The following is a 19,333-nucleotide window of genomic DNA, read 5'->3' as shown; positions in this document are numbered from 1 at the left end:
GGCATTGTGACCCTAAATTGGCTCGCGATTAGAAACAGACCTGAAAGATGCCGCTAAAATACTGCCTTCGTTGTGGGAATGCGGTATTCACGCGCACGCAAGCCGAAATGGCCAAACAGGGTTGAGGCGACCGGATACGCCGGATCGCAGTATTCGCCCTGCGCTAGAAGCGCCCGGCCATAGATGAATCCGAGATCCGAGTATTGACTGCAGGCCGAGCCAACGCCGTTTGCTGCCGCCATGCACGATCTCATGCGCGAGTAGTACATATAACAAGTTTTGGGGAGGGGTTTCTTGGTATTCATGCCACTCGTAGTCGACCTTGACGGCACACTGATTCGTACGGACATGCTCCACGAATCCGCACTGCGCGTCTTGCGGGACAGCCCGGGGAGCGTCCTGCGCATCCCTCTCTGGCTTACTCGAGGAAGGGCGGTGCTCAAGGAACGCCTGGCAGGGCTGGTGGACATCGACCCAGCCTCCCTGCCCTACAATGCCGAGCTGCTCGAATGGCTCAAGGTGCAGAAGGCCGCAGGCCGCAAACTGGTTCTGTGTACGGCGTCCGACAAGTCGCTGGCCCTCGCTATCGCCGAACACCTGACCATTTTCGACGAGGTCATGGCCAGCGATGGTGTCACGAATCTCGCCGGCCCCAATAAGGCCGCCGTTCTCCACGAGCGCTACGGTCACGCCGGTTTCGACTATGTTGGGAACTCCAGCGCCGATATTGCCGTCTGGCGCTGCGCGCGCAATGCCATCGTGGTCAATGGATCGGCTAGCCTGGCCAGAGCCGCAGGCGCCTGCTGCGAAATCGAACGAGTGTTCCCGGCCGAAGGTTTCGGCTTCACGGCATGGCGCCGCGTGCTGCGAGTCCACCAGTGGCTCAAGAACCTGCTGCTGTTCGTGCCGATGTTTGCCGGCCACAAGCTGACCAGTGGCTCGATCTGGATCGCGATGCTCCTGGCGTTCTTCTCGTTCAGCATCTGCGCGTCATCGGTCTATATCGCCAACGACCTGCTCGACTTGGAAAGCGATCGGCAGCACCCGCGTAAGCGCTTCCGCCCATTCGCGTCGGGCCAGGTTCCCGCGTGGAAGGGTGTGGTACTGGCGCCTGTGCTGCTGTTGATCAGCGTGGCGCTGGGATCGTTCGTCGGCGGCAGTTTCCTGCCCTGGCTAGCGGTTTACTTCCTCGTCACCTGCGCCTATTCCCTGGCACTCAAGCGGATCATCCTTGTGGACTGCCTTGTGCTGGCTTTGCTCTACACATTGCGCATCATCGCCGGCGCCGCCGCGGCAATGCTGCCGATGACGTTCTGGCTGCTGGCGTTTTCGATATTCCTCTTCATGTCGCTGGCATTCGTCAAACGCTACGCCGAACTTGAAGTTCAGCTGCAGAACGGTAAGGAGAAGGTCCATGGCCGTGGCTATTACACCAGCGATGCGCAACTGATCCAGTCACTTGGCATTGGCGCTGGCTACGCATCTGTCCTGGTGCTCGCGCTCTATCTCAACAGCGATTCCGTGCTGGTACTCTACAGCACTCCCGAATTCATCTGGGGCGCGGTGCCCATCATGCTATTCTGGGTCAGCTGGATGTGGATGAAGGCACATCGCGGCCGGATGCACGACGATCCGCTGATCTTCGCGGTCAAGGACCGCGCCAGCCAGCTCGCCGGGGTCGCATTTGCCGCCGTGCTGGCAATGGGGACGGTGGGGTGGCCGTGGTAGGCGTCTCGTCGTGGGGCCGGCTAGCAAGCTGGGAACATGAAGTTCAGGCTTTGACCGATCGAACGCAGGTGGCGCGGCACCTTGCCGGCTCGCTGCCAGGACTTGCGCACGGCATGGGTCGCAGCTATGGCGACGTCTGCCTCAATCCCGGCCACACTCTCTGGAAGACGACCGGCCTCGACCGTTTCATTGCATTTGACGACAAAAACGGGTACCTGGTCTGCGAGGCCGGTGTGCTGCTGCGCGATATCCAGCATCTCGCCCTGCCGCTCGGCTGGATGCTGCCGGTAACACCAGGCACCCAGCTCATCACGGTCGGCGGCGCCATTGCGAACGACGTGCATGGCAAGAACCACCATGTCTTCGGTTCATTCGGCGACCACGTTCGCCGGCTGACGCTGGTGCGTACCGATGGCAGCGTGCTCGAATGCGGCCCTGGTGAGCAGCCGGAATGGTTCGCCGCGACCATCGGAGGGCTGGGCCTGACGGGAGTCATTGTGACGGCCGAGCTGCAACTGCGGCGAATTGCCGGACCCTGGCTCGATACAGAGACCCTGCCCTATGCCAGCCTGGACGAGTTCTTCGCCATTGCCGACAGCTCGGAGGCAGATTGGGAGCACACAGTGTCCTGGATCGACTGCCTTGGCGGCAGCTCGCAGCGCGGGCTGTTCATGCGAGGCAATCCGAGCAGTGCGACGGGCCGTCCCGAGCCGAAGGGCCGCAGCAAGACGATGCCATTCGTGCCACCGGTTTCACTGGTGAACGGACTGACGCTTCGGCCATTCAACACGGCCTACTTCCATCTCAACAAGTGGAAGGCAGGTCGTGGCGTGGCCCACTATGAACCGTTCTTCTATCCGCTCGACAACCTGCACGAATGGAACCGTATGTACGGTCCCAAGGGCTTCTTCCAGTACCAGAGCGTGGTGCCCCGTGCGGTCGGCCGTGATGCCGTTCAGGCCATGCTGACCGAGATCGCAAGGTCGGGCGAGGGCTCGTTCCTTGCCGTGCTCAAGACCTTCGGCGACCGGCAGGCCCCGGGAATGCTGAGCTTTCCGGAGCCCGGCGTCACGCTCGCGCTCGATTTCCCCAACCGGAGCGAGAAGACCGCCAAGCTATTCGAACGTCTTGACGCCATCGTCCGTAACGCGCGAGGGCGGCTCTATCCGGCCAAGGACGCGCGCATGCCGCGCGCGCTGTTCGAAGCCGGCTATCCGCGGCTCGCGGAATTTCTTCCATTTCGTGATCCGGGCATCAGCTCTGCCCTGTCACGCAGACTCATGGGGCACTGACCTTGCAAGACCAGAGAAAGCGAATCGTCATCGTTGGCGCAACCTCCTCGATCGCCGAGCACTGCGCACGCGCATGGGCCACCGAACCGGGGGTCGAACTGACGCTTGTAGTTCGCAACCGTGTGAAAGCCGAGCGCATCGCCGCCGATCTCCTGGTTCGCGGCCCCGGCGCGGCGGTCCGCATCGTCGAGAGCGAGTTCACCGACCCAACTGCGATTCGCCAGCTAGCCGACACCATCGCAGCCGATGGCCAGCTTGACACCGTGCTGATCGCGCACGGCTCATTGCCCGACCAGGAGCTCTGCCAGCGGGATCTCGCCGCATCCACCGAGGCGCTGACCGTCAATGGCATCTCGCCGGTCTTGTTCGCGGAAGCCTTCGCCGGACACATGGCCAATGCCAACCGCGGTACGCTCGGCATCATCGGTTCGGTGGCCGGGGATCGCGGGCGTAAGTCCAACTATGTTTACGGTGCCGCCAAAGGCATGGTCACCCGGTATGCGCAAGGCCTGCAGCACCGCATGGCTCTGGGCGGCCGCAACGGCGTGAAGGTCGTCCTGATCAAGCCCGGCCCCACCGCCACGCCGATGACCGCGCATATGGCCGCCCAGGCCGGCAAGATGGCCCGGGTGGAAGACGTCGCGAAGTGCATCGTCGACGGGATGCGCGGGGGCAGGCCGGTCGTCTACGCACCGGGAAAATGGGCCGTGATCATGATGGTGATCCGACATTTGCCGAGCGTTGTCTTTAACAAGATGGATATTTGAAAGCAGGCTCCCGCGCTGCATTGGCAGCGGACCGGTGTACGTGTTGTCCCCGGATGACCTGCCGATAGCCGACTGCAATACAGCGAACATCATGAATCGAGGCGAAGTGTGAAAAACCTGAACGAGAAGATCGTCCTCCCGGGCGGTGCGGGCCTGGTTGGACAAAACCTGGTGGCCCGCCTGAAGGAGCTTGGCTACAGCAACATCGTAGTGCTCGACAAGCATCGCGCCAACGTGGAAGTCCTCAGGAAGACCCAACCCGATGTGACCGTCGAATGCGTCGACGTTTCGGGGCCTGGCGATTGGCTGGCTCACTTCGATGGCGCCGCTGTGGTGGTCATGCTGCAGGCCCAGATTGGCGGCACCGATTGGCAGGAGTTCGTGCGCAACAACGTCGATTCGACGCGCGTTATCCTTGACGCCATCAAGGCGAAGAACGTGCCTTACCTCGTCCACATCAGTTCGTCCGTGGTCGAGTCCGTGGCCGACGATTTCTACACGCGCAGCAAGAAAGAGCAGGAAGAGATGGTCCTCGCCAGCGGCATCCCCTGCCCGATCCTGCGCCCGACGCTGATGTTCGGCTGGTTCGACCGCAAGCACCTCGGGTGGCTCTCGCGTTTCATGCAAAAGGTCCCGGTATTTCCGATTCCGGGGAACGGACGCTATATGCGCCAGCCGCTTTATGTCGGCGACTTCTGCCGCATTATCATTAGCTGCATTGAAAACCGGCGCGGCGCAGGCGTGCACAACATCTCCGGGCACGAGAAGGTCGACTACATCGACATCATCCGCGAGATCAAGCAGGCTACAAGCTCAAAGACGCCGATCGTGCGCATACCGTACGGGCTCTTCTATGCGCTGCTCTGGACCTGGTCGCTTTTCGACAAGAATCCCCCGTTTACGACGCAACAGCTCGCTGCGCTTAGCGCCAAGGATGAATTCGAGGTCATCGACTGGCCCGGCATTTTCGGCGTCACCTCGACCCCTTTCAAGAAGGCCGTCGACGAAACCTTTAACGATCCGCGCTACAGCCGCGTGGTGCTGGAGTTCTGAATGTCGCAACGCATCGCCGTACTCGGCGCTGGTCCGATGGGCCTGGGCGCCGCCTACCAACTCGTGCGCGACGGGCACAAGCCCGTCATTTACGAAGCAGATGACCGTGTCGGCGGCATGGCAGCCTGCTTCGATTTCGGCGGCACATCGATCGAGCGCTATTACCATTTCCATGCAACGTCGGACGTCGCCTTCTTCGAAGTCCTGAAGGAACTGGGGCTCACCGACAAGCTGCAATGGCGCGAAACCAAAATGGGTTATTACTACCGGGGAAAGGTCCAACCCTGGGGCAATCCCATCGCCCTCCTGAAATTCAAGGGCCTTAGCTTCATTGCCAAATTTCGCTACGGCCTGCACGCGTTCCTGTCTACCAAGCGTGACGACTGGCGCCCTCTGGACAAGGTTGAGGCAACGGGCTGGATCCGTCGCTGGATCGGCGAAGAGGCATGGGAAGTTCTCTGGCGGCGCCTCTTCGACTACAAGTTCTACGATTACGCCTACAACCTGTCCGCAGCCTGGATCTGGAGCCGTATTCGTCGGATCGGCCGGTCACGCTACAATCTGTTCCACGAGAAGCTCGGCTATCTCGATGGAGGTTCGGACACTTTGCTGAACGCCATGCGCGACGCCATCATTGCCGGTGGCGGCGAGTTCCGCCTGTCTACACCCGTGCAACGCGTCGTCATCGAGCAGGGCATCGTCAAGGGCGTAGAGACCAAGGATGGCGTAGAGAGCTACGATAAGGTCATCAGCACCGTACCGCTGCCGTACGTGCCTCGCATCATGCCGGACTTGCCCAATGACGTGCTCGACAAGTTCAAGAGCGTCAAGAACGTCGCCGTGGTCTGCGTCATTGCCAAGCTGAAGAAGGCAGTTACGGAAAATTTCTGGCTTAACGTCAATGATCCCGACATGGACATCCCGGGTATCGTCGAATATACGAACCTGCGCAAGATGGACAGCCACATCGTCTATGTACCGTATTACGTGCCCGGCGAGCATCCGATATACCAGCACCCGGACAATGTCTTCATTGACAAGGTGAAGTCCTACCTGATGAAGATAAACCCGTCGCTGAAGGAGAGCGACTTCCTTGAAGTCCGCGCGAGCCGTTACCGCTTCGCACAGCCGATCTGCGAGCCGGGATACCTCGACCGCCTGCCGCCGATCCAGCTTCCTGTAAAGGGCCTGCTGGTTGCAGACACGTCCTACTACTACCCGGAAGACCGCGGCATCTCGGAAAGCATCGGACTGTCCCGCAAGATGGCCAGGATGTTCTGATGCCATCTCGCACTTTCCTGCTGTTCCTGCTGACTGGCGGCTTTGCTGCCGTAGTGAATTGGACCAGCCGTATCGTTTACAACTTGTGGATGCCCTTCTCCTATGCGATCGTGGCTGCCTACGTGACCGGGATGGTGACGGCCTTCTTGCTGGCGAAGATATTCGTCTTTACTACATCGACGCAATCGATAGCGCGCTCGGCAGTAATCTTCACCATCGTCAATATCGCCGCGGTCATCCAGACTTGGGCTGTGAGTCTAGTATTGGCCTACCATGTATTGCCTGCACTCGGGGTAGTCTTGCACGCTAAAGAGGTCGCACACCTATTTGGGGTCGCGGTTCCGGTTGTGACAAGCTATCTTGGCCACAAGAGATATTCGTTCCGCTAACTAAACGGAATCAAGATACTCAAATCATCATCTAGCGAATGGATTTCTCTCCAAAAGTGAAAAACCAAGAGATTTTTGCTGACAGCTACAGCTTGAGCAGGGCCCAAATCGTATTCTGCGGTTCTCTGCTCGGACTGGCTTTCAGCAAAGGCCTAGCGCTGTTTCCTGCATATGGGCTGGATGACTATGTAGCAAGTCACCACGACAGAAATCCGCTCTTCTATATGTCGCAGGGGCGCTTTACTCAGGCTGCGATCCAATCGATCCTATCAGCGCTCGGCGTAACACCGACCTCGATTTCCTGGACGGCCACGCTGCTTTTCTTTGCGTTTGCTGCGATTGCTATCTCGAGAGCCTTGCTCTATATCACAAGGACCCGAGGCAATGCCTATACCCTTGCGGCAATTGGCGCACTGATCGGCGCCCACCCGTACCTGACTGAGTATTTTACATTCCGGGAATCATTAATCACCCAAGGCACGTCCTTCGGGCTGCTGGCGCTTGTCTTCACCTGCATCACCAGGCTCGAAAGCAAGAGCGACCGGATAACAGTAGGATATGCATTGGCATGGCTGATTATCCCCCTCGTCCTCCTCGCCGGAGCTCAACAAACCGCATTCATCGTCGCCGTATTTATCCTGCTAGCCCGAATAACCGTCGATATGCTGCACAGCGGCGAGCGCAAGGGCTTTGCATCCGCGCTGCAGGCAAACGCGCATGTTGTATTTGCCTTTGCCGCAGCCATCGTGCTCTATGTCATAGCCTACAAGGTCTGCAGAAGCACATTGAGCGCATCGTTAGACACTAGGGGCTCAATCATACAGATCGACGAAATCATGCCGCGGCTGATTCAGGTTGGCGGCGTGACCCGGAAGATTCTGATTGAGTCCGAAGCGGTACTGTCCTCTGAGCCAAAGCTGCTGCTTGCACTAATCTTTGCCTGTTGTCTCGCCAGAATTGCGCTCACGCGACCGAAGGCTGCGGCAGTGATCATCTGCATGGCGATCACGATGTACTTCGGTAGCGTATTCCTGGTGACCGTTTCCAGCGTGTGGTGGCCTGTGCCACGAGCCTTGTATGGCGTGGGTTTTGCCTATGGGATCACGCTAGCGGTCATCTCCCTCTGCCTGTCGCACTCCGCAGCGCGTCAACTTGCCATCGGAGCCTCCCTAATTGCCCTCATTTTTTCCTTTCACAGCAACGCCATGCTTCACGATCAGGTGCGCCTCAACCGGTGGGATGCCTGGGTTGCCGGCGAAATCGCAAAGGATCTCTTAAAGAAGGGCGTCACGGCCGACCAGCGAGTTACGCTGGTCGGCGCGAACTGGAGCCACCCCGTTGGTATGGGTACGATTGACGGCGATCTCAACTCATCTGCCCTAGCGGTAACTTGGGCAACTCAACACCTAATGATGGAAGCAACTGGCAGAGTTTGGAACGTCGATTCCGTCAATCGGGCAGAGCCATGCGAGAACGTCGCTGCCTGGCCGGCAGAAGAATCAATTAAGAGAGTTTCCGGCGCCATGTATGTTTGCTTGAAGCAGCGATAGTTCTGGGGCTTGTAAGTTGAATTATCGAATCTTTTCTTCTGAAGTCGACTTTTCTTGAACAGCGCTTCGCATCCATGCTCTTCACGGTAATTCGCAGAGGTGGCCATACTGTAACGGCCAGAGGGGCCGGCCAGTGCGCCCTGCCCAAGCCTCGCACTCCGCTGATGACCGTGTAGATGCGAAGCGAACCTATCCAGTAGTTCCCACGAAAATCCGCGGAAATCCTGTATGCGTTCATTCACTTGGGAAACGCTTTGGGCGACTCAGACATCTCTTGCGGCTTTTCCGTTCATCTATTCCTCCAATCACGATGGAGCCGAAGTGACCATGCCAAAGACCCTTCGTCGATCGCTTCTTCCCCCGCCCCCAAGAGACGCATCCTGGCGCTTTGGTTCGCGCTCTCCTCTTGGGTATCGAAGGAAAGTGACAGAAGTCGATTAGAGGCGGTCGGCATATCTGTCCACGCTTCCACCGCACGTCTCTTCGATCTTCTAGGCGGATAGCTAAGTGCGAAATTCGTTACTTCCAATAATCCAAAAATCCTTGCTTTAATAGGTAGACCACTTTACCTTTCCTATTATGTACTCGGTCGACGATGCCCTTAATCTCTTCAAATGGCCGCTTAAAGAAAAGCCATAGACGCGATTCGACCTCATATATGGAACATTGATATCCCCATTGACGGAACAGAACCTCCATACTCTGGTTTGTAAAAAAAGAGCAATGAACAGGCAGCAGATAAAACCACTCGGGATCCGCGGGAATTTCTTCACGAACCAGGGTATGTAAACCCATCACCCCGCCTGGGGAAACAAGCGCGTTGATTGCGTCGAGATCTTCTCGTCTTCTTAAGTGCTCGAACACGGATGTGGAAATAACGAAATCAAAGGCCGCCGGAATGGGCGCAGTCTTCAGAGCTGGTTCCGGACTTTCCATATACCGATCGAAGTTCAGTAATGTACGGTCACTAACCTTCTGCAAGGCAGAAGATAGTTGACCACCTCCGGCTGCATAGTCAATCCATGCACGCTCCGTCGGTATCAGCCCCAGATGTGCGGAATCCGCAATGAATGCCGCTTGCGCATCAATTCTGGCCAGCCATCGCGGGTCGTCTGGATTGTGCTCAAGGGACTGGTAGCCTGAATGGTATGCTTCATTCAGCCTGCCCCAATCCTCATCTGACATATCGGCATGAGTCTTAGAATGAACAAATCCGCAACGAGAACACCGAAGGTACTCGACATCAGACAAACCGTACGCCGAGAAATGTTTGCGGAAGTACGGAAAGGATGGGCCGGTGCAGACCAGGCAGGGATTGCTTTCCATGGGCAGATATGGATATTCTAAAGATCGTGGTGTCTGGTTGACTTCCGGGGAGTCTTTAAGACTACGCACCCGGTCTATTCATCGCGATTCTTGGAATCGGCGGTATTGTCGGCAATTCAGGGAGATCTGTTTGGCCTAGTGGCCGGCAGCTAAAGCCCCATGCTCGTAATTGCCCCGGCGGAGCCGTTTCTGCCTCGTGCTCTTACTCCGTGAACTTTCAACAATAGAAAAATTGATCGCCCATCAATGCAAGCGGGCGTCACAGGTAGTCAGGGATTGCTGCAACAGCTGATCGGAATTGCTCCCCCGTATGTCGACTTTTAAGCAGCTTCTCTGCCCGCTCCCAACGCACCCGACTGTTGTGCGGGTCCTCAATGAAGCATCTGAGACCATTCACATAGCCCTGCACATCGTCCTGCTCGACTGGAATCCCTGTTTCCGGAGTAACAAACTCCGCGACCCCGCCAACTAAGGAGGCGACGATGGGAAGCCCCGCCGCAGTGGCATCCAGCAGGACAATCGGGAGTCCATCCCAAGCCGACGTATAAAGAAACGCCGCATACTTGCCGTCCTCGATCAAATGATCGAGCGAACGGAACGGGCCATGTACCGTGACATTCCCGAGTTCAGTGAGGCGATCGGCAAGATCACGTTCTTCCTGGCCATTGCCACAGCCGTGCACATCAAAATGGACGTCCGGCATCGCCGCAGCAATCTTCTCCAGCAGGTCGACGCGCTTTTGCCGGCTGAATCGTCCCGCCCAAAGCACCGTGCGCCCTGCACCGGCCCGATAGCGGGGGTGTGCATCCAATGCATGAGGGAAGTACAAGGTATGGAGCTTGGCTGCGCTGATGCCGAAGCGCTTTTTCAACTCGCCCGGATAAGCCCGAGTGTCGCAGAAGATGCCATCCAGATATGACAGGCAGCTAGGGAAATAGAGATCGGCATAGCTCCACCTGACCCCATGACGATCAAAGTCGTCGCAGTAAACGCTGGCAAAGATGCGCTTGTCCAGCGTTCGTAGCGACTTGCCATGATGGCGCAGGACATCCCAGCCCAGGGGAGAATTGATCAGGTGGATCGTCTTCGCCGATGACTGAATTAGGATTCGCGTCAGAACCGCCATCCGCTCCTCCCAAGTCAGGCTGCGCGCCATTTGCCCAAAAGGCAGGAAAACGGCGCCCTGTGGCAACCGATCCGCCCACGGAGATTCGGCGTCCAGGGTGGCAATGACAAGCACTGCTTTCCCGGCTGTCACGGCCGCTTCTGCATGGTGCAGAACACCTTGGTCGGCACCGCCATGCTTGATCCACGGGACCAATATAATCAAGTCGGGGTTCAGGTCGCGGACCACGGGGAAGCATTCGACGTAAAGCTCGCCCGCGGCAGGCTTCACCGGCAGCTCGTACCGCTGGAACGAAGCGACATAATCGCGATTCGGATACAACGATGGCTCGATCTCGGCAAGCTCGCGCAAGTCGGCAAGGGCCCAGTCGGGCAGCAACGCCGGTGGCTGCTTATGTGTGATCGGACTGACCGTCACGCTGATGTTGTCGGCCGGCCTATCCAATACCGAATCTTCCTCGGCCAGTTGTCGTTCGATATCCCTGAACGAAATCGTCTGGCCGCCGACCAGAGTTAGCTTGGTGTAGTGAAGCAGGGTCTCGATCCGATCGCCGATTGATGGCGGCAGCTTTCGTACGATTGGCTTCAACAGCGACCGCCACGTGGCCCGCACAACGTTCTTGGCCATGCGCTTCATCAATTTGCTCCACCCTTCCCGCAAGACGCCTGCTGCCATTTCTCCGGCTCGTCAAAAAAAAGACTCGGCCGCACGGTTGCGCCGTTCTGCGCCATTTCGGTGACCATGGACGACGCCTTTCGCCGATAGTACAGCGCCGTCCTGGGCGCCGTGACATGCCTGATACCGTGGGCGAGCGTCTCGAGGTTCCAGTGCCAGTCTTCATAGCCAAAGCCAGTGGCACGGAGATGCGTGGGCTGGTAGGGGTGGCTCAGGTAGACATCACGCGCTCCGAAGGAGCAGGACACCCAGGGGTGCGCCATCATGCAACCGGCCAGGGGATAGCTTCCCGAATCCATGTCGAAGGTCTCCGCGACGCAATGGACCGCACCAAAGGAGATCGTCAGTTCGGGATGAACGATCACCGTGCCCCGTGCTGTACTTGCCGTCTGTAGCGCTGACACGAACCAGTCCTTGGAGTAGTAGTCGTCCCCGTCCAGAATTGCAATGTATGACGCCTTTGCACGCCTGATGCCATCGTTGCGCGACGACGCCAGATCTCCGTTCTTTACCTCTACAATCTGGTCGCTTTGGCGGACGGCGGAGTGATTTGTCACAATCCGCGTGGTTTCGTCATCTGCGCAGTCGAGCACCGCCACTAGTTCGATGCAAACGCCTGCGGCTTCGGATGTCTGCCTCATCCGGGCAAAACCCCGCAATGCAAAATTCGCCAGGACCTTTTCCCCATGAAAGGTCATGATGGCGCTGACCGTCGGATCCGAAGGCATTTCAATACGACTCTGCGATGTTTCCATATTCATTTCTCCCTGCATGCCGGCGTTGCCCGCCGCCAACTAAGGGCAATCTGTTGGATCGTGCGATCAGTTGACCATGGTTCTACTGTCGAACACTTGAATAGCCTCGGAGGATCCAGTTCCAGGTTTCAGCGATGCCGTCCTCAAGCCGGGTCTGTGCTGTGAAGCCGCATTCGTTGGTCAGCTTCGCGGTACCCAAAATGTTATAGCTGACATCCACGCCACGCGATTCCACGTAGCGCAGGTCTATGTCGATACCGTGTGCGATGACGAGCGGCCTGATATGGTCATTGATGAGCGAGTTGATCGAAACGCCCCTGCCGGTGCCAATGTTATAGGCTTCGCCGTTGCTGCCGGCCTGAATGGCAGCAACAATGCCCTGTGCGATGTCTTCCACATGGATGTAGTCGCGAATGGCAGTTCCGTCGCCGTAGATCGTGACCGGCTTTCCTTGCAGCGCCGACGCCATCACCGTGGGAATCAGGCCTTGCCCCTTGAAAGGGAGCTGGCCCGGACCGTAAGCGTTTCCCGGACGCACCACAAGCGCACGAAGCCCGCGCTGGGCCACGTACAGGCCCAGGGCCTTTTCGATCATGCTTTTGGACGTACCGTAGACCGAGATGGGGCGTAGCGCCGCATGCTCCGCGAGGGGCCGCCTCTCATCCGGATCACCGTAGACGGTGCCACCAGACGAGACGAAAACCAGTCGCAGGCCGGGATGCTCGAGGCAGCGGTCGAATAGCTTGATCGCCGGCACGACGTTGCGCTCAATCTCCGGGAGCATGCTGGAATCCAGGCCCAGCAGCATCGCCCGATGCACCAGATGGACGACGATATCGACGCCTTCAAGCATCCGATCCAGATCCGACGTCTCGCTGAAGTCGCCCGCTACATATTCAATATTGCGCGCAGCCACCTGATCCGCGGCGGGCAACTGGACATCAGCAACACGAACTGAAAATCCTGCCGAGAGACAGCGCAGCGCGAGTCGGCTGCCAATAAAGCCGCCGCCACCAATCAAAAGTACCTTAGTCATTGTCGTTCCCTCGCTGCATGACGCGACACGGCTGATTGCTATTTGTAGTGCCCGATCGAGATGGTAAGGGTGGCACGGATTCCCCTTCTATCTGCCGACCTTCGCGGCCCAGCCTTGCCGGACACGCGAGATCAGCCGCCGGCCGACGCGCAGGCAACGCCAGGCATTGCGCATGACGAACAGATGTGCGAGCGTCAAGCCGAGAAAGCCGAGGAAAAGCGTTTGCTCGGAGACACCGCTTTTCCAGCCATAAACGCCGATCAGGCCGAGCATCGCGTTGCTGATCACTATGACCCAGACAATCGCGTCAGGCCCTACACCAAGTCTCAGCAGTACATGGTGCAAATGGGTGCGATCCGCCGACAACGGATTGCGCCTCTTCAGCGCCCTGCGAATGACCACCGTCAGGAGGTCGATCAGAACAAAGCCAAACACCCAGAGCATGACAACCGGGGGCACATGATGCCCGTAGTTGTAGCGGGTCTGGGAAAGCTCCACGGCAAACCACACGACGCCGTATCCGAGCATCAGGCTGCCCGCGTCGCCAAGGAAGACGCGTAACTTGCCACGAAGCGGATTCCGCATGTTGAACAGCAGGAAACCGAGGATCGCGCCGCAGAAGATCACGCAGACGCGCTGGGCGGCAGCATTGCCGAGTTCCCCAGCCAGATACGCCAGCCATGCAAACATGATGAACGACAGCCCGCCGGCCAAACCGTCCAGTCCATCGCACATGTTCATGGCATTGATCACGGATACCACTGCGAAAAGTGTCAGCGGGATGCCCCAGTCCGCCAGCACGATTTCGCGCCGCGCGAAGATATCGCCGAGCGAAGTCAGGTAGACCCCCCCCCAGGATGTCATCAGGATCGCTGCGAACAACTGCGCGGCAAGCTTGGCGACGGGCGACATGCCCTGCATGTCATCGATCAGGCCCACCAGCGCGAGCAGCGTCAGGCCGCCCAGCAGGGCGACGTAGTATCCCTGGTCGCGCATGAACAGGAGGCAGCCCGCCCAGACCGCAAGCGTGACGGCAATTCCGCCCACCAAGGGCACGGCACCCTGGTGGCGTTTGCGGTTGTCAGGCCGGTCGAGCAAGCCCCCTACCATCGCCACGGGACGCAGTAGTAGCACACCTAGCGCAGACACCAGGAACGTAAAGGCGGGAACCCAGAAAAAATCAAACATGAATGATCAGGAACCGCTCCGTGAACACGAGAAACGCCAGTAGGCGGCGGACAGGAATAGCCTCGTCAGGCTGGAGAGGTGCCACCAAATATAGCGCAGCCGGCGGCGGCTCGAACGGCGGGCGTCATGGACGACTGCGGCCTCCTTGACCCAGTTCACTTGCCGCTGCATCAGATGAAGCCGCAGGCAGATGTCGACATCCTCGCAGTACAGGTGATAGCGCTCGTCGAATCCACCCACAGTGCGAAAGCTGTGGCTATCAAACATCAGGCACATGCCGGCCACCCAGTCCACTTGCTGGCGTGGAATGGCCGCATCATAGTCAGGTGACGATCTGCCGGCGATCCTGCGTGCCAGCAACCTGGTGATGCTGGGCAGGCGGCGGGCGCTATCCTCAATCGTCCCAGCGGGGGAAAAAACATGGGGGCCGGCGACACCCGGCGCCTCCGACACACATGCCAGGAGCGGCCCAAAGGTCGTATCGGTGAGGCCCAGATCGGGGTTCAACACCGCGAAGTACGGCGTCCGGCAGAGGTCGAACGCCGCATTGTGGTTAGCCCCGTAGCCCTTCGGGCGGGCGTTGCGGATGACACGGATCCTCGGGTCGCGCGCCTCGAAGGAGTCGCCGCCGGCGTTTACCGTCACCACAATCTGCATCCCCGGAATGGCGAGCAGCTGCGGAAGCAGTTGCTCGAGCAGCGCCTCCTGGTGATGGCTGACCACCGATGCGGTCAGCAGGTGCCCGTCGGTCCACGCCATTATTGCGACGCCCTCTGAAGGAGGTCCGGCGACCAGACATAGCCGATCAGGACCGCAAATACTTCAGGCTGCGTGTAGCTGATCCGGTCGAAATACGAGTTGAACTCGCGGATGACGTTGATCACCGGCACGATCGGCATGCCCTCAAGCGTCAGGACGCAGCGGCGCCCGGCGCGCCATGCCGCCTTTACCTCGTCCAGGTTGAGGACGGCTGAGCGCTCGTCTATGGCGAATTCCACCGGGGCGTCGCCGCCCGCCGTCATCCACCGCTCCTGAAAGTGGCGGCGCAACCGGTTGGTCTTGCGCATCTGCGAGATAGCGCTCGCGGTCGTTACCGAGCGCGCATGGATGCGGTGGCGGTATAGCGCTTCCGGGATGTAGCAAAACTCGCCCGTCTCGGCCACTGTCAGGGCAATCTCCCAGTCCTGGATGCCGTCGAACGCAGGATCCCCGCCGCCGGCCTCTAGATAGCCCGAACGCCGGATTACCTTCAGATGGGACGCCACCATCCCGTCCAGCAGATCGTCGCGGATATTGCCGCTGGGCTTGATGTTGTCATAGCCGCCATAGCGGGCATGACGGATCACGGTGTCGTCGGTGCCGACGTCCAACCGGTCGGTAAAGAAGTAATCGACGCCTGGCTTCCTTTCGATCTCCGCCGCAACCCGGCCCAGCGCACCTTCGCCCAGCGCATCGTCGCAGTCAAGGAAAGCAATGAACGCGCCCCGCGCCTGGCCGACGGCTTCCATCTGGCTACGGGAAATGCCATGGTTCTCGTCATGTGTAATGACGTGCAGTCGCGACAGCCGATTGGCGAGCGCTCGCATCAGCCGCGTCACGCGGACATCGCTGGAACCGTCCTCGACACAGATCACGTCGAACGCAACGTCGCCTTGCGCACGCAACGAACCGAGGCATTCGCGCAGATATCCGTAGTGATTGTAGATGGGAACCACCACGGTAATCAGGGGCTGCCCGCATGGTGTCCCAAGCGGTACCAAGTCTTGCAGGATCTGCTCTGCCAGTTCCTCGGGCTCCGGCTCCTCTGCGCGGCTCACCGCTGGCGCCGGCACAGTCTGCTTCGTGGCCTGAAGCGCGGCCACTTCGGCGCGGTAGGAAGGATGCGAGCGATAGCACTGCTCGAACCATGCCATCCCGGCCTCAAAAAACAACGGATGGCTATGGCGGACCTTCTGCTCCAGGTTGATCACCGCCTGGATCCAGGAGCGTCCCATGCTCAGGTACGAGCGGCGCATGCTGTGACCGTGCTGTCGGTAGATCGCGGCATGCAGGGGCAGGTATGCCATCCGATATTTGTTCAGCGCCAGGTGACACCAGAACTGCCAGTCCTCCTTTGCACGAGCACTGACGTCGAACAGGACGTGATCGAACACCCGACGGTGGAACAGTGCACCGTGAATGGGTATGGCAAACCCGCGCTCCCATTTAAACAGGAAGTCTTCGACGGACAGGTCAAACTGCGCGATTGCTTCTTCCGGCTTGGAAAAACTGATGAGCTCTTCATCCGACAGCAAGAAATTGGATACCGACACATCGAGTGCGCTGGCGACGTCGAAGTGTTCGACCTGCCGCGTCAGTTTGCCGGGCAACAGCAGATCGTCCGCATCGAGCAACTGGATATAGGTGCCCGTCGACTGGCGGATACCGGCATTGCGCGCGGCCGAAAGCCCTGCATTCTGCTGGTCCAGGACACGGACTTCCGGATAGTACGTCAGCAGCTCGCGCAGCTGGCGCGCGGTATGAGAATCCGTACTGCCGTCGTTGATGACAATGATCTCGAGTTCACCTGCGTACGCTGCCTTGACGGATGCGACGGATTCCATCAGATAGCCGGCCTGGTTGTAGCATGGGATCACGACGGAAACGCGCGGCCATTGCTCAGTCAATTCACGCTTCGTCACTCTCGGCCCTCCTGTTCCGGCAGGTATCCATGCAATGCACGCACGCGTTGCGCGAAGGCCTTCCAGCCGTGCCGCTCATCAATTAACGTGCATAGCCGCTGCGCTTTCGCCAGCGCAGACTCAGGCGCACCGGCGATGGCCTGCATGGCTTCGATGTAATCTGCGGGCTCGGGGTATTCCTTCAGCGGATAGCCGGTCTGGTCACTCACGAGTTCGCCCACGCCGCCGACCGTTGGCGCGATCAGCGGGATACCCAGCGCCCCGACCTCAAGCAGGATGTTTGGCATTCCCTCCCAACGGGACGTGAACAAGAAACCGTCATAGGGGCCATGGGCCACAAGTTCCGCTGGCGACGCAAACGGTCCGTGCAGGCTGACGTTAGGCGGCAACGGTTCCATCTCTTTATCCTTCAGCACGGCCTGACCGAATACTTCGAATCGGATTGATGGACATTGACGCGCGATCGCAGAGAGCAGGTCCACGCGCTTTTCCGCATCGAGGCGCCCGGCCCAGAGGAAACGCAGGCTCCGGTTCTTGCCGGCGGCACGCAGATGCGCGGCCTGCGACTGCCTGCTAGGCTGGGCGACAGACTGGTCGATGCGCACCGGGTTGTAGACGGCAACCAGCTTGCCCCGCTCTGCTTCGGATACGCCAAAGCGAGCGCTCGCGCCTTCGATGAAGCGATGGTTATCGGTCAGCAGCAGGTCAATCTGTGGAAATCCCTTCGGGAAGAAATTGGCTGCATAGCCAATGATATCCTTGCCGTTTTCAGCGAACTGCAGTGCAAAAATGCTTGAAACCACCTTCATCGCCCGGCGCAGCCGCGTGCCCTCGGCAATGATGAGCTGCCAGGCGACTTCGCTGTTGATGTTGTGGAACGTATGCGGCCGGATCAGCAAGGCGAGCTGCTGCAGCGCTCTGCCTTTGATGGCATAGCTCGCTCCCGCACCGTAGTACGCATCCAGTGCAAGCAGGTACACGCCCTGCGGCAGTTCCACGGCCTTGTCCACCGCGGGCCTGTCCGCCACGACGATGAGCACGCTCTCGTCAGGATTGAATTCGCGCACGGCACGCGCGAAATTCAGGGCTGTCATCTCAGCGCCGCCCGCGCCAAGGAAAGGCAGGACGATAATATGCCCGATTGGCCCTTTCTCGAGGGACTGCCGGGACAGGTCACCCAGTATGCGGCCCAGGATGTCTTCGTCGGACCCGCAGCGCCCATTGTCAGCGAGTTCCTTCCTGCCCGTTTGCGCGAGGGTGTCTCTTAATACCCCGAACACGTCGGAGCGCTGGCCCCGCAACAATGCAAGGGTAGGCGAAGCGTACTGTCGGATACGCCATTTCATGTGCAAAGGCAGCGGCGCCCGGTGATAAGCCACTCGGGCGAGCCTCAATAGCTTTGGACGCAATGTGCTCATGAGTCGACGAAATTGTTCCTTTTCATCCTGGCCGTAGGCCGGCACGCCAGCGGCCCGCAAGCCTTGCTTCTGGGCCAGCTTCTGTTCCAGGTATGCCAACCGCTGCTCGCGCTCGGCGTCCCGCTCCTGCAGCCGGCGAGAGGTCTCACGCAGCTTGCCTTCCTCGAGCAGCAAGTCGGCAATCAGCTCCGCAACATCGCGAGGCGAAGGTGCTTGCTCGCTGCGCTCGGTTCCCCGCGGTCTGATCGTGGATAGGACGTTCGCCAGCGTGTCTTCACCGCGCTCCTTCAGCACCGAATGGGCCGCGAAACGCCGGAAATTCTCTCGGGCCGCCGCGTATGCCTTGCGCTGCAACAGAAAGGGCGTCAGGATCTCGCGCGTCGTCTCCGCGTATTCGGAGATCATGCAGAGCGGATCCTTGTGCGTAATGTTATTTCCATGCACGCGATACTGGAGCAGGACCTGATTCACGATCGAGAACCGCGCCCCCGCAGCAAGCGCCCGGAGCCACAGATTCCAGTCCGGCGTATAGATGAGCTCGTCCCTGAACCCGCCGATGGCGTCGTGGATTTCCTTCCGAAGGATCACGGTTGAATGGCATAGGTGGTTTTCCCACACCCACTCGCCGGGAACATTCAGGTCACGCGAATCGTTAAACCATGCCGCCACTGCACTATCCGGGACGATCGTGCCGGCTTCATCGATCACCTCAATCTTCGTGCCGGAGACACCGATTTCAGGATGACGTTCGAATTCGGCGACCTGGATCGCAAGCTTCTCCGGCAAAAACACATCGTCCGAATCAAGGCTCGCGATCAGCGAACCGCTGCAATGACTATACGCCTTGTTATAGGTAGCACAGGCCCCCAGGTTTACCTCATTCCGGAACGCTCGAATCCGTGGATCCTTGTATTGAGAAATAACATCCCATGAACCATCGGACGAACAGTCATCGACAATGATTAATTCCCAGTTCCCGTAGCTCTGTTGCAGTACCGACTCTATGGAGCGCCCGATGTAGCGCTCGTAATTGTAGGAGGTGGTAATAATCGAAATTAGAGGACGCAC

The 19,333-nt window shown here is 59.0% G+C and carries 16 protein-coding genes; 7 read left to right on the top strand and 9 right to left on the bottom strand.

From position 1 onward, the window contains the following. Positions 1–53: 53 nt before the first annotated feature. Positions 54–305, bottom strand: a complete 252-nt coding sequence (locus tag AC3FNH_RS08250; RefSeq protein WP_488719701.1) for a hypothetical protein — start codon at positions 303–305, stop codon at positions 54–56. Here AC3FNH_RS08250 and AC3FNH_RS08245 point away from each other — a divergent pair. The 7 genes from AC3FNH_RS08245 to AC3FNH_RS08215 all read left to right on the top strand — a co-directional run bounded on the left by AC3FNH_RS08245 (position 304) and on the right by AC3FNH_RS08215 (position 8,060). Further along, positions 304–1,728: a UbiA family prenyltransferase gene (locus AC3FNH_RS08245; RefSeq protein WP_488719700.1), complete on the top strand. Its 1,425-nt coding sequence runs from the start codon at positions 304–306 to the stop codon at positions 1,726–1,728. The two genes, AC3FNH_RS08250 and AC3FNH_RS08245, sit on opposite strands and share 2 nt — an antisense overlap. Then, positions 1,722–3,020, top strand: a complete 1,299-nt coding sequence (locus AC3FNH_RS08240) for an FAD-binding oxidoreductase (protein WP_488719780.1) — start codon at positions 1,722–1,724, stop codon at positions 3,018–3,020. The genes AC3FNH_RS08245 and AC3FNH_RS08240 overlap by 7 nt, the downstream gene beginning before the upstream one ends. A gap of 2 nt (positions 3,021–3,022) precedes the next feature. Further along, complete coding sequence (locus tag AC3FNH_RS08235) at positions 3,023–3,787, top strand: SDR family NAD(P)-dependent oxidoreductase (RefSeq protein ID WP_488719699.1); 765 nt, start codon at positions 3,023–3,025, stop codon at positions 3,785–3,787. 117 nt (positions 3,788–3,904) lie between these two features. After that, the gene (locus AC3FNH_RS08230) at positions 3,905–4,840 is read left to right on the top strand and encodes an NAD-dependent epimerase/dehydratase family protein (protein ID WP_488719779.1); all 936 of its coding nucleotides are present in this window, start codon (positions 3,905–3,907) and stop codon (positions 4,838–4,840) included. Continuing rightward, positions 4,841–6,121, top strand: coding sequence for an NAD(P)/FAD-dependent oxidoreductase (locus AC3FNH_RS08225; protein WP_488719698.1), 1,281 nt, complete (start codon positions 4,841–4,843; stop codon positions 6,119–6,121). Next, positions 6,121–6,510 carry a GtrA family protein gene (locus tag AC3FNH_RS08220; RefSeq protein WP_488719697.1) on the top strand — a complete coding sequence of 130 codons (390 nt, stop codon included), beginning with the start codon at positions 6,121–6,123 and terminating at the stop codon, positions 6,508–6,510. Before AC3FNH_RS08225 ends, AC3FNH_RS08220 begins: the two co-directional genes overlap by 1 nt. Before the next feature lie 38 nt (positions 6,511–6,548). Then, positions 6,549–8,060: a hypothetical protein gene (locus AC3FNH_RS08215; protein WP_488719696.1), complete on the top strand. Its 1,512-nt coding sequence runs from the start codon at positions 6,549–6,551 to the stop codon at positions 8,058–8,060. 519 nt (positions 8,061–8,579) lie between these two features. On the opposite strand, the gene AC3FNH_RS08210 is transcribed toward AC3FNH_RS08215, so the two are convergent. The 8 genes from AC3FNH_RS08210 to AC3FNH_RS08175 all read right to left on the bottom strand — a co-directional run bounded on the left by AC3FNH_RS08210 (position 8,580) and on the right by AC3FNH_RS08175 (position 19,333). After that, positions 8,580–9,386: a class I SAM-dependent methyltransferase gene (locus AC3FNH_RS08210; protein ID WP_488719695.1), complete on the bottom strand. Its 807-nt coding sequence runs from the start codon at positions 9,384–9,386 to the stop codon at positions 8,580–8,582. Positions 9,387–9,645: 259 nt separating this feature from the next. After that, positions 9,646–11,148, bottom strand: a complete 1,503-nt coding sequence (locus tag AC3FNH_RS08205; RefSeq protein ID WP_488719694.1) for a glycosyltransferase family 4 protein — start codon at positions 11,146–11,148, stop codon at positions 9,646–9,648. Beyond that, the gene (locus tag AC3FNH_RS08200) at positions 11,148–11,942 is read right to left on the bottom strand and encodes a glycosyltransferase family 2 protein (RefSeq protein WP_488719693.1); all 795 of its coding nucleotides are present in this window, start codon (positions 11,940–11,942) and stop codon (positions 11,148–11,150) included. Before AC3FNH_RS08200 ends, AC3FNH_RS08205 begins: the two co-directional genes overlap by 1 nt. Positions 11,943–12,024: 82 nt before the next feature. Beyond that, entirely contained in the window at positions 12,025–12,978 is a 954-nt protein-coding gene (locus AC3FNH_RS08195; protein WP_488719692.1) for an NAD-dependent epimerase/dehydratase family protein, read from the bottom strand. 87 nt (positions 12,979–13,065) lie between these two features. Continuing rightward, on the bottom strand, positions 13,066–14,166 hold the full coding sequence (locus AC3FNH_RS08190; RefSeq protein ID WP_488719691.1) for an MraY family glycosyltransferase: 1,101 nt from the start codon (positions 14,164–14,166) through the stop codon (positions 13,066–13,068). A 6-nt stretch (positions 14,167–14,172) separates the two neighbouring features. Continuing rightward, entirely contained in the window at positions 14,173–14,925 is a 753-nt protein-coding gene (locus AC3FNH_RS08185; RefSeq protein WP_488719690.1) for a glycosyltransferase, read from the bottom strand. Next, the gene (locus AC3FNH_RS08180) at positions 14,925–16,847 is read right to left on the bottom strand and encodes a glycosyltransferase family 2 protein (protein ID WP_488719689.1); all 1,923 of its coding nucleotides are present in this window, start codon (positions 16,845–16,847) and stop codon (positions 14,925–14,927) included. The genes AC3FNH_RS08185 and AC3FNH_RS08180 overlap by 1 nt, the downstream gene beginning before the upstream one ends. Continuing rightward, on the bottom strand, positions 16,844–19,333 hold the full coding sequence (locus AC3FNH_RS08175) for a glycosyltransferase (RefSeq protein WP_488719688.1): 2,490 nt from the start codon (positions 19,331–19,333) through the stop codon (positions 16,844–16,846). The genes AC3FNH_RS08180 and AC3FNH_RS08175 overlap by 4 nt, the downstream gene beginning before the upstream one ends.

Source organism: Cupriavidus sp. 22TCCZM01-5, from assembly GCF_057798915.1.
This window is presented reverse-complemented; position numbering and strand designations above follow the sequence as displayed.

Bases quoted from the DNA above. Each gene is read 5' to 3' on its own strand.
- AC3FNH_RS08185 (WP_488719690.1), bottom strand. From the start codon at position 14,925: ATGGCGTGGACCGACGGGCACCTGCTGACCGCATCGGTGGTCAGCCAT.
- AC3FNH_RS08245 (WP_488719700.1), top strand. From the start codon at position 304: ATGCCACTCGTAGTCGACCTTGACGGCACACTGATTCGTACGGACATG.
- AC3FNH_RS08220 (WP_488719697.1), top strand. From the start codon at position 6,121: ATGCCATCTCGCACTTTCCTGCTGTTCCTGCTGACTGGCGGCTTTGCT.
- AC3FNH_RS08200 (WP_488719693.1), bottom strand. From the start codon at position 11,942: ATGGAAACATCGCAGAGTCGTATTGAAATGCCTTCGGATCCGACGGTC.
- AC3FNH_RS08205 (WP_488719694.1), bottom strand. From the start codon at position 11,148: ATGAAGCGCATGGCCAAGAACGTTGTGCGGGCCACGTGGCGGTCGCTG.
- AC3FNH_RS08195 (WP_488719692.1), bottom strand. From the start codon at position 12,978: ATGACTAAGGTACTTTTGATTGGTGGCGGCGGCTTTATTGGCAGCCGA.
- AC3FNH_RS08215 (WP_488719696.1), top strand. From the start codon at position 6,549: ATGGATTTCTCTCCAAAAGTGAAAAACCAAGAGATTTTTGCTGACAGC.
- AC3FNH_RS08190 (WP_488719691.1), bottom strand. From the start codon at position 14,166: ATGTTTGATTTTTTCTGGGTTCCCGCCTTTACGTTCCTGGTGTCTGCG.
- AC3FNH_RS08250 (WP_488719701.1), bottom strand. From the start codon at position 305: ATGAATACCAAGAAACCCCTCCCCAAAACTTGTTATATGTACTACTCG.
- AC3FNH_RS08210 (WP_488719695.1), bottom strand. From the start codon at position 9,386: ATGGAAAGCAATCCCTGCCTGGTCTGCACCGGCCCATCCTTTCCGTAC.
- AC3FNH_RS08225 (WP_488719698.1), top strand. From the start codon at position 4,841: ATGTCGCAACGCATCGCCGTACTCGGCGCTGGTCCGATGGGCCTGGGC.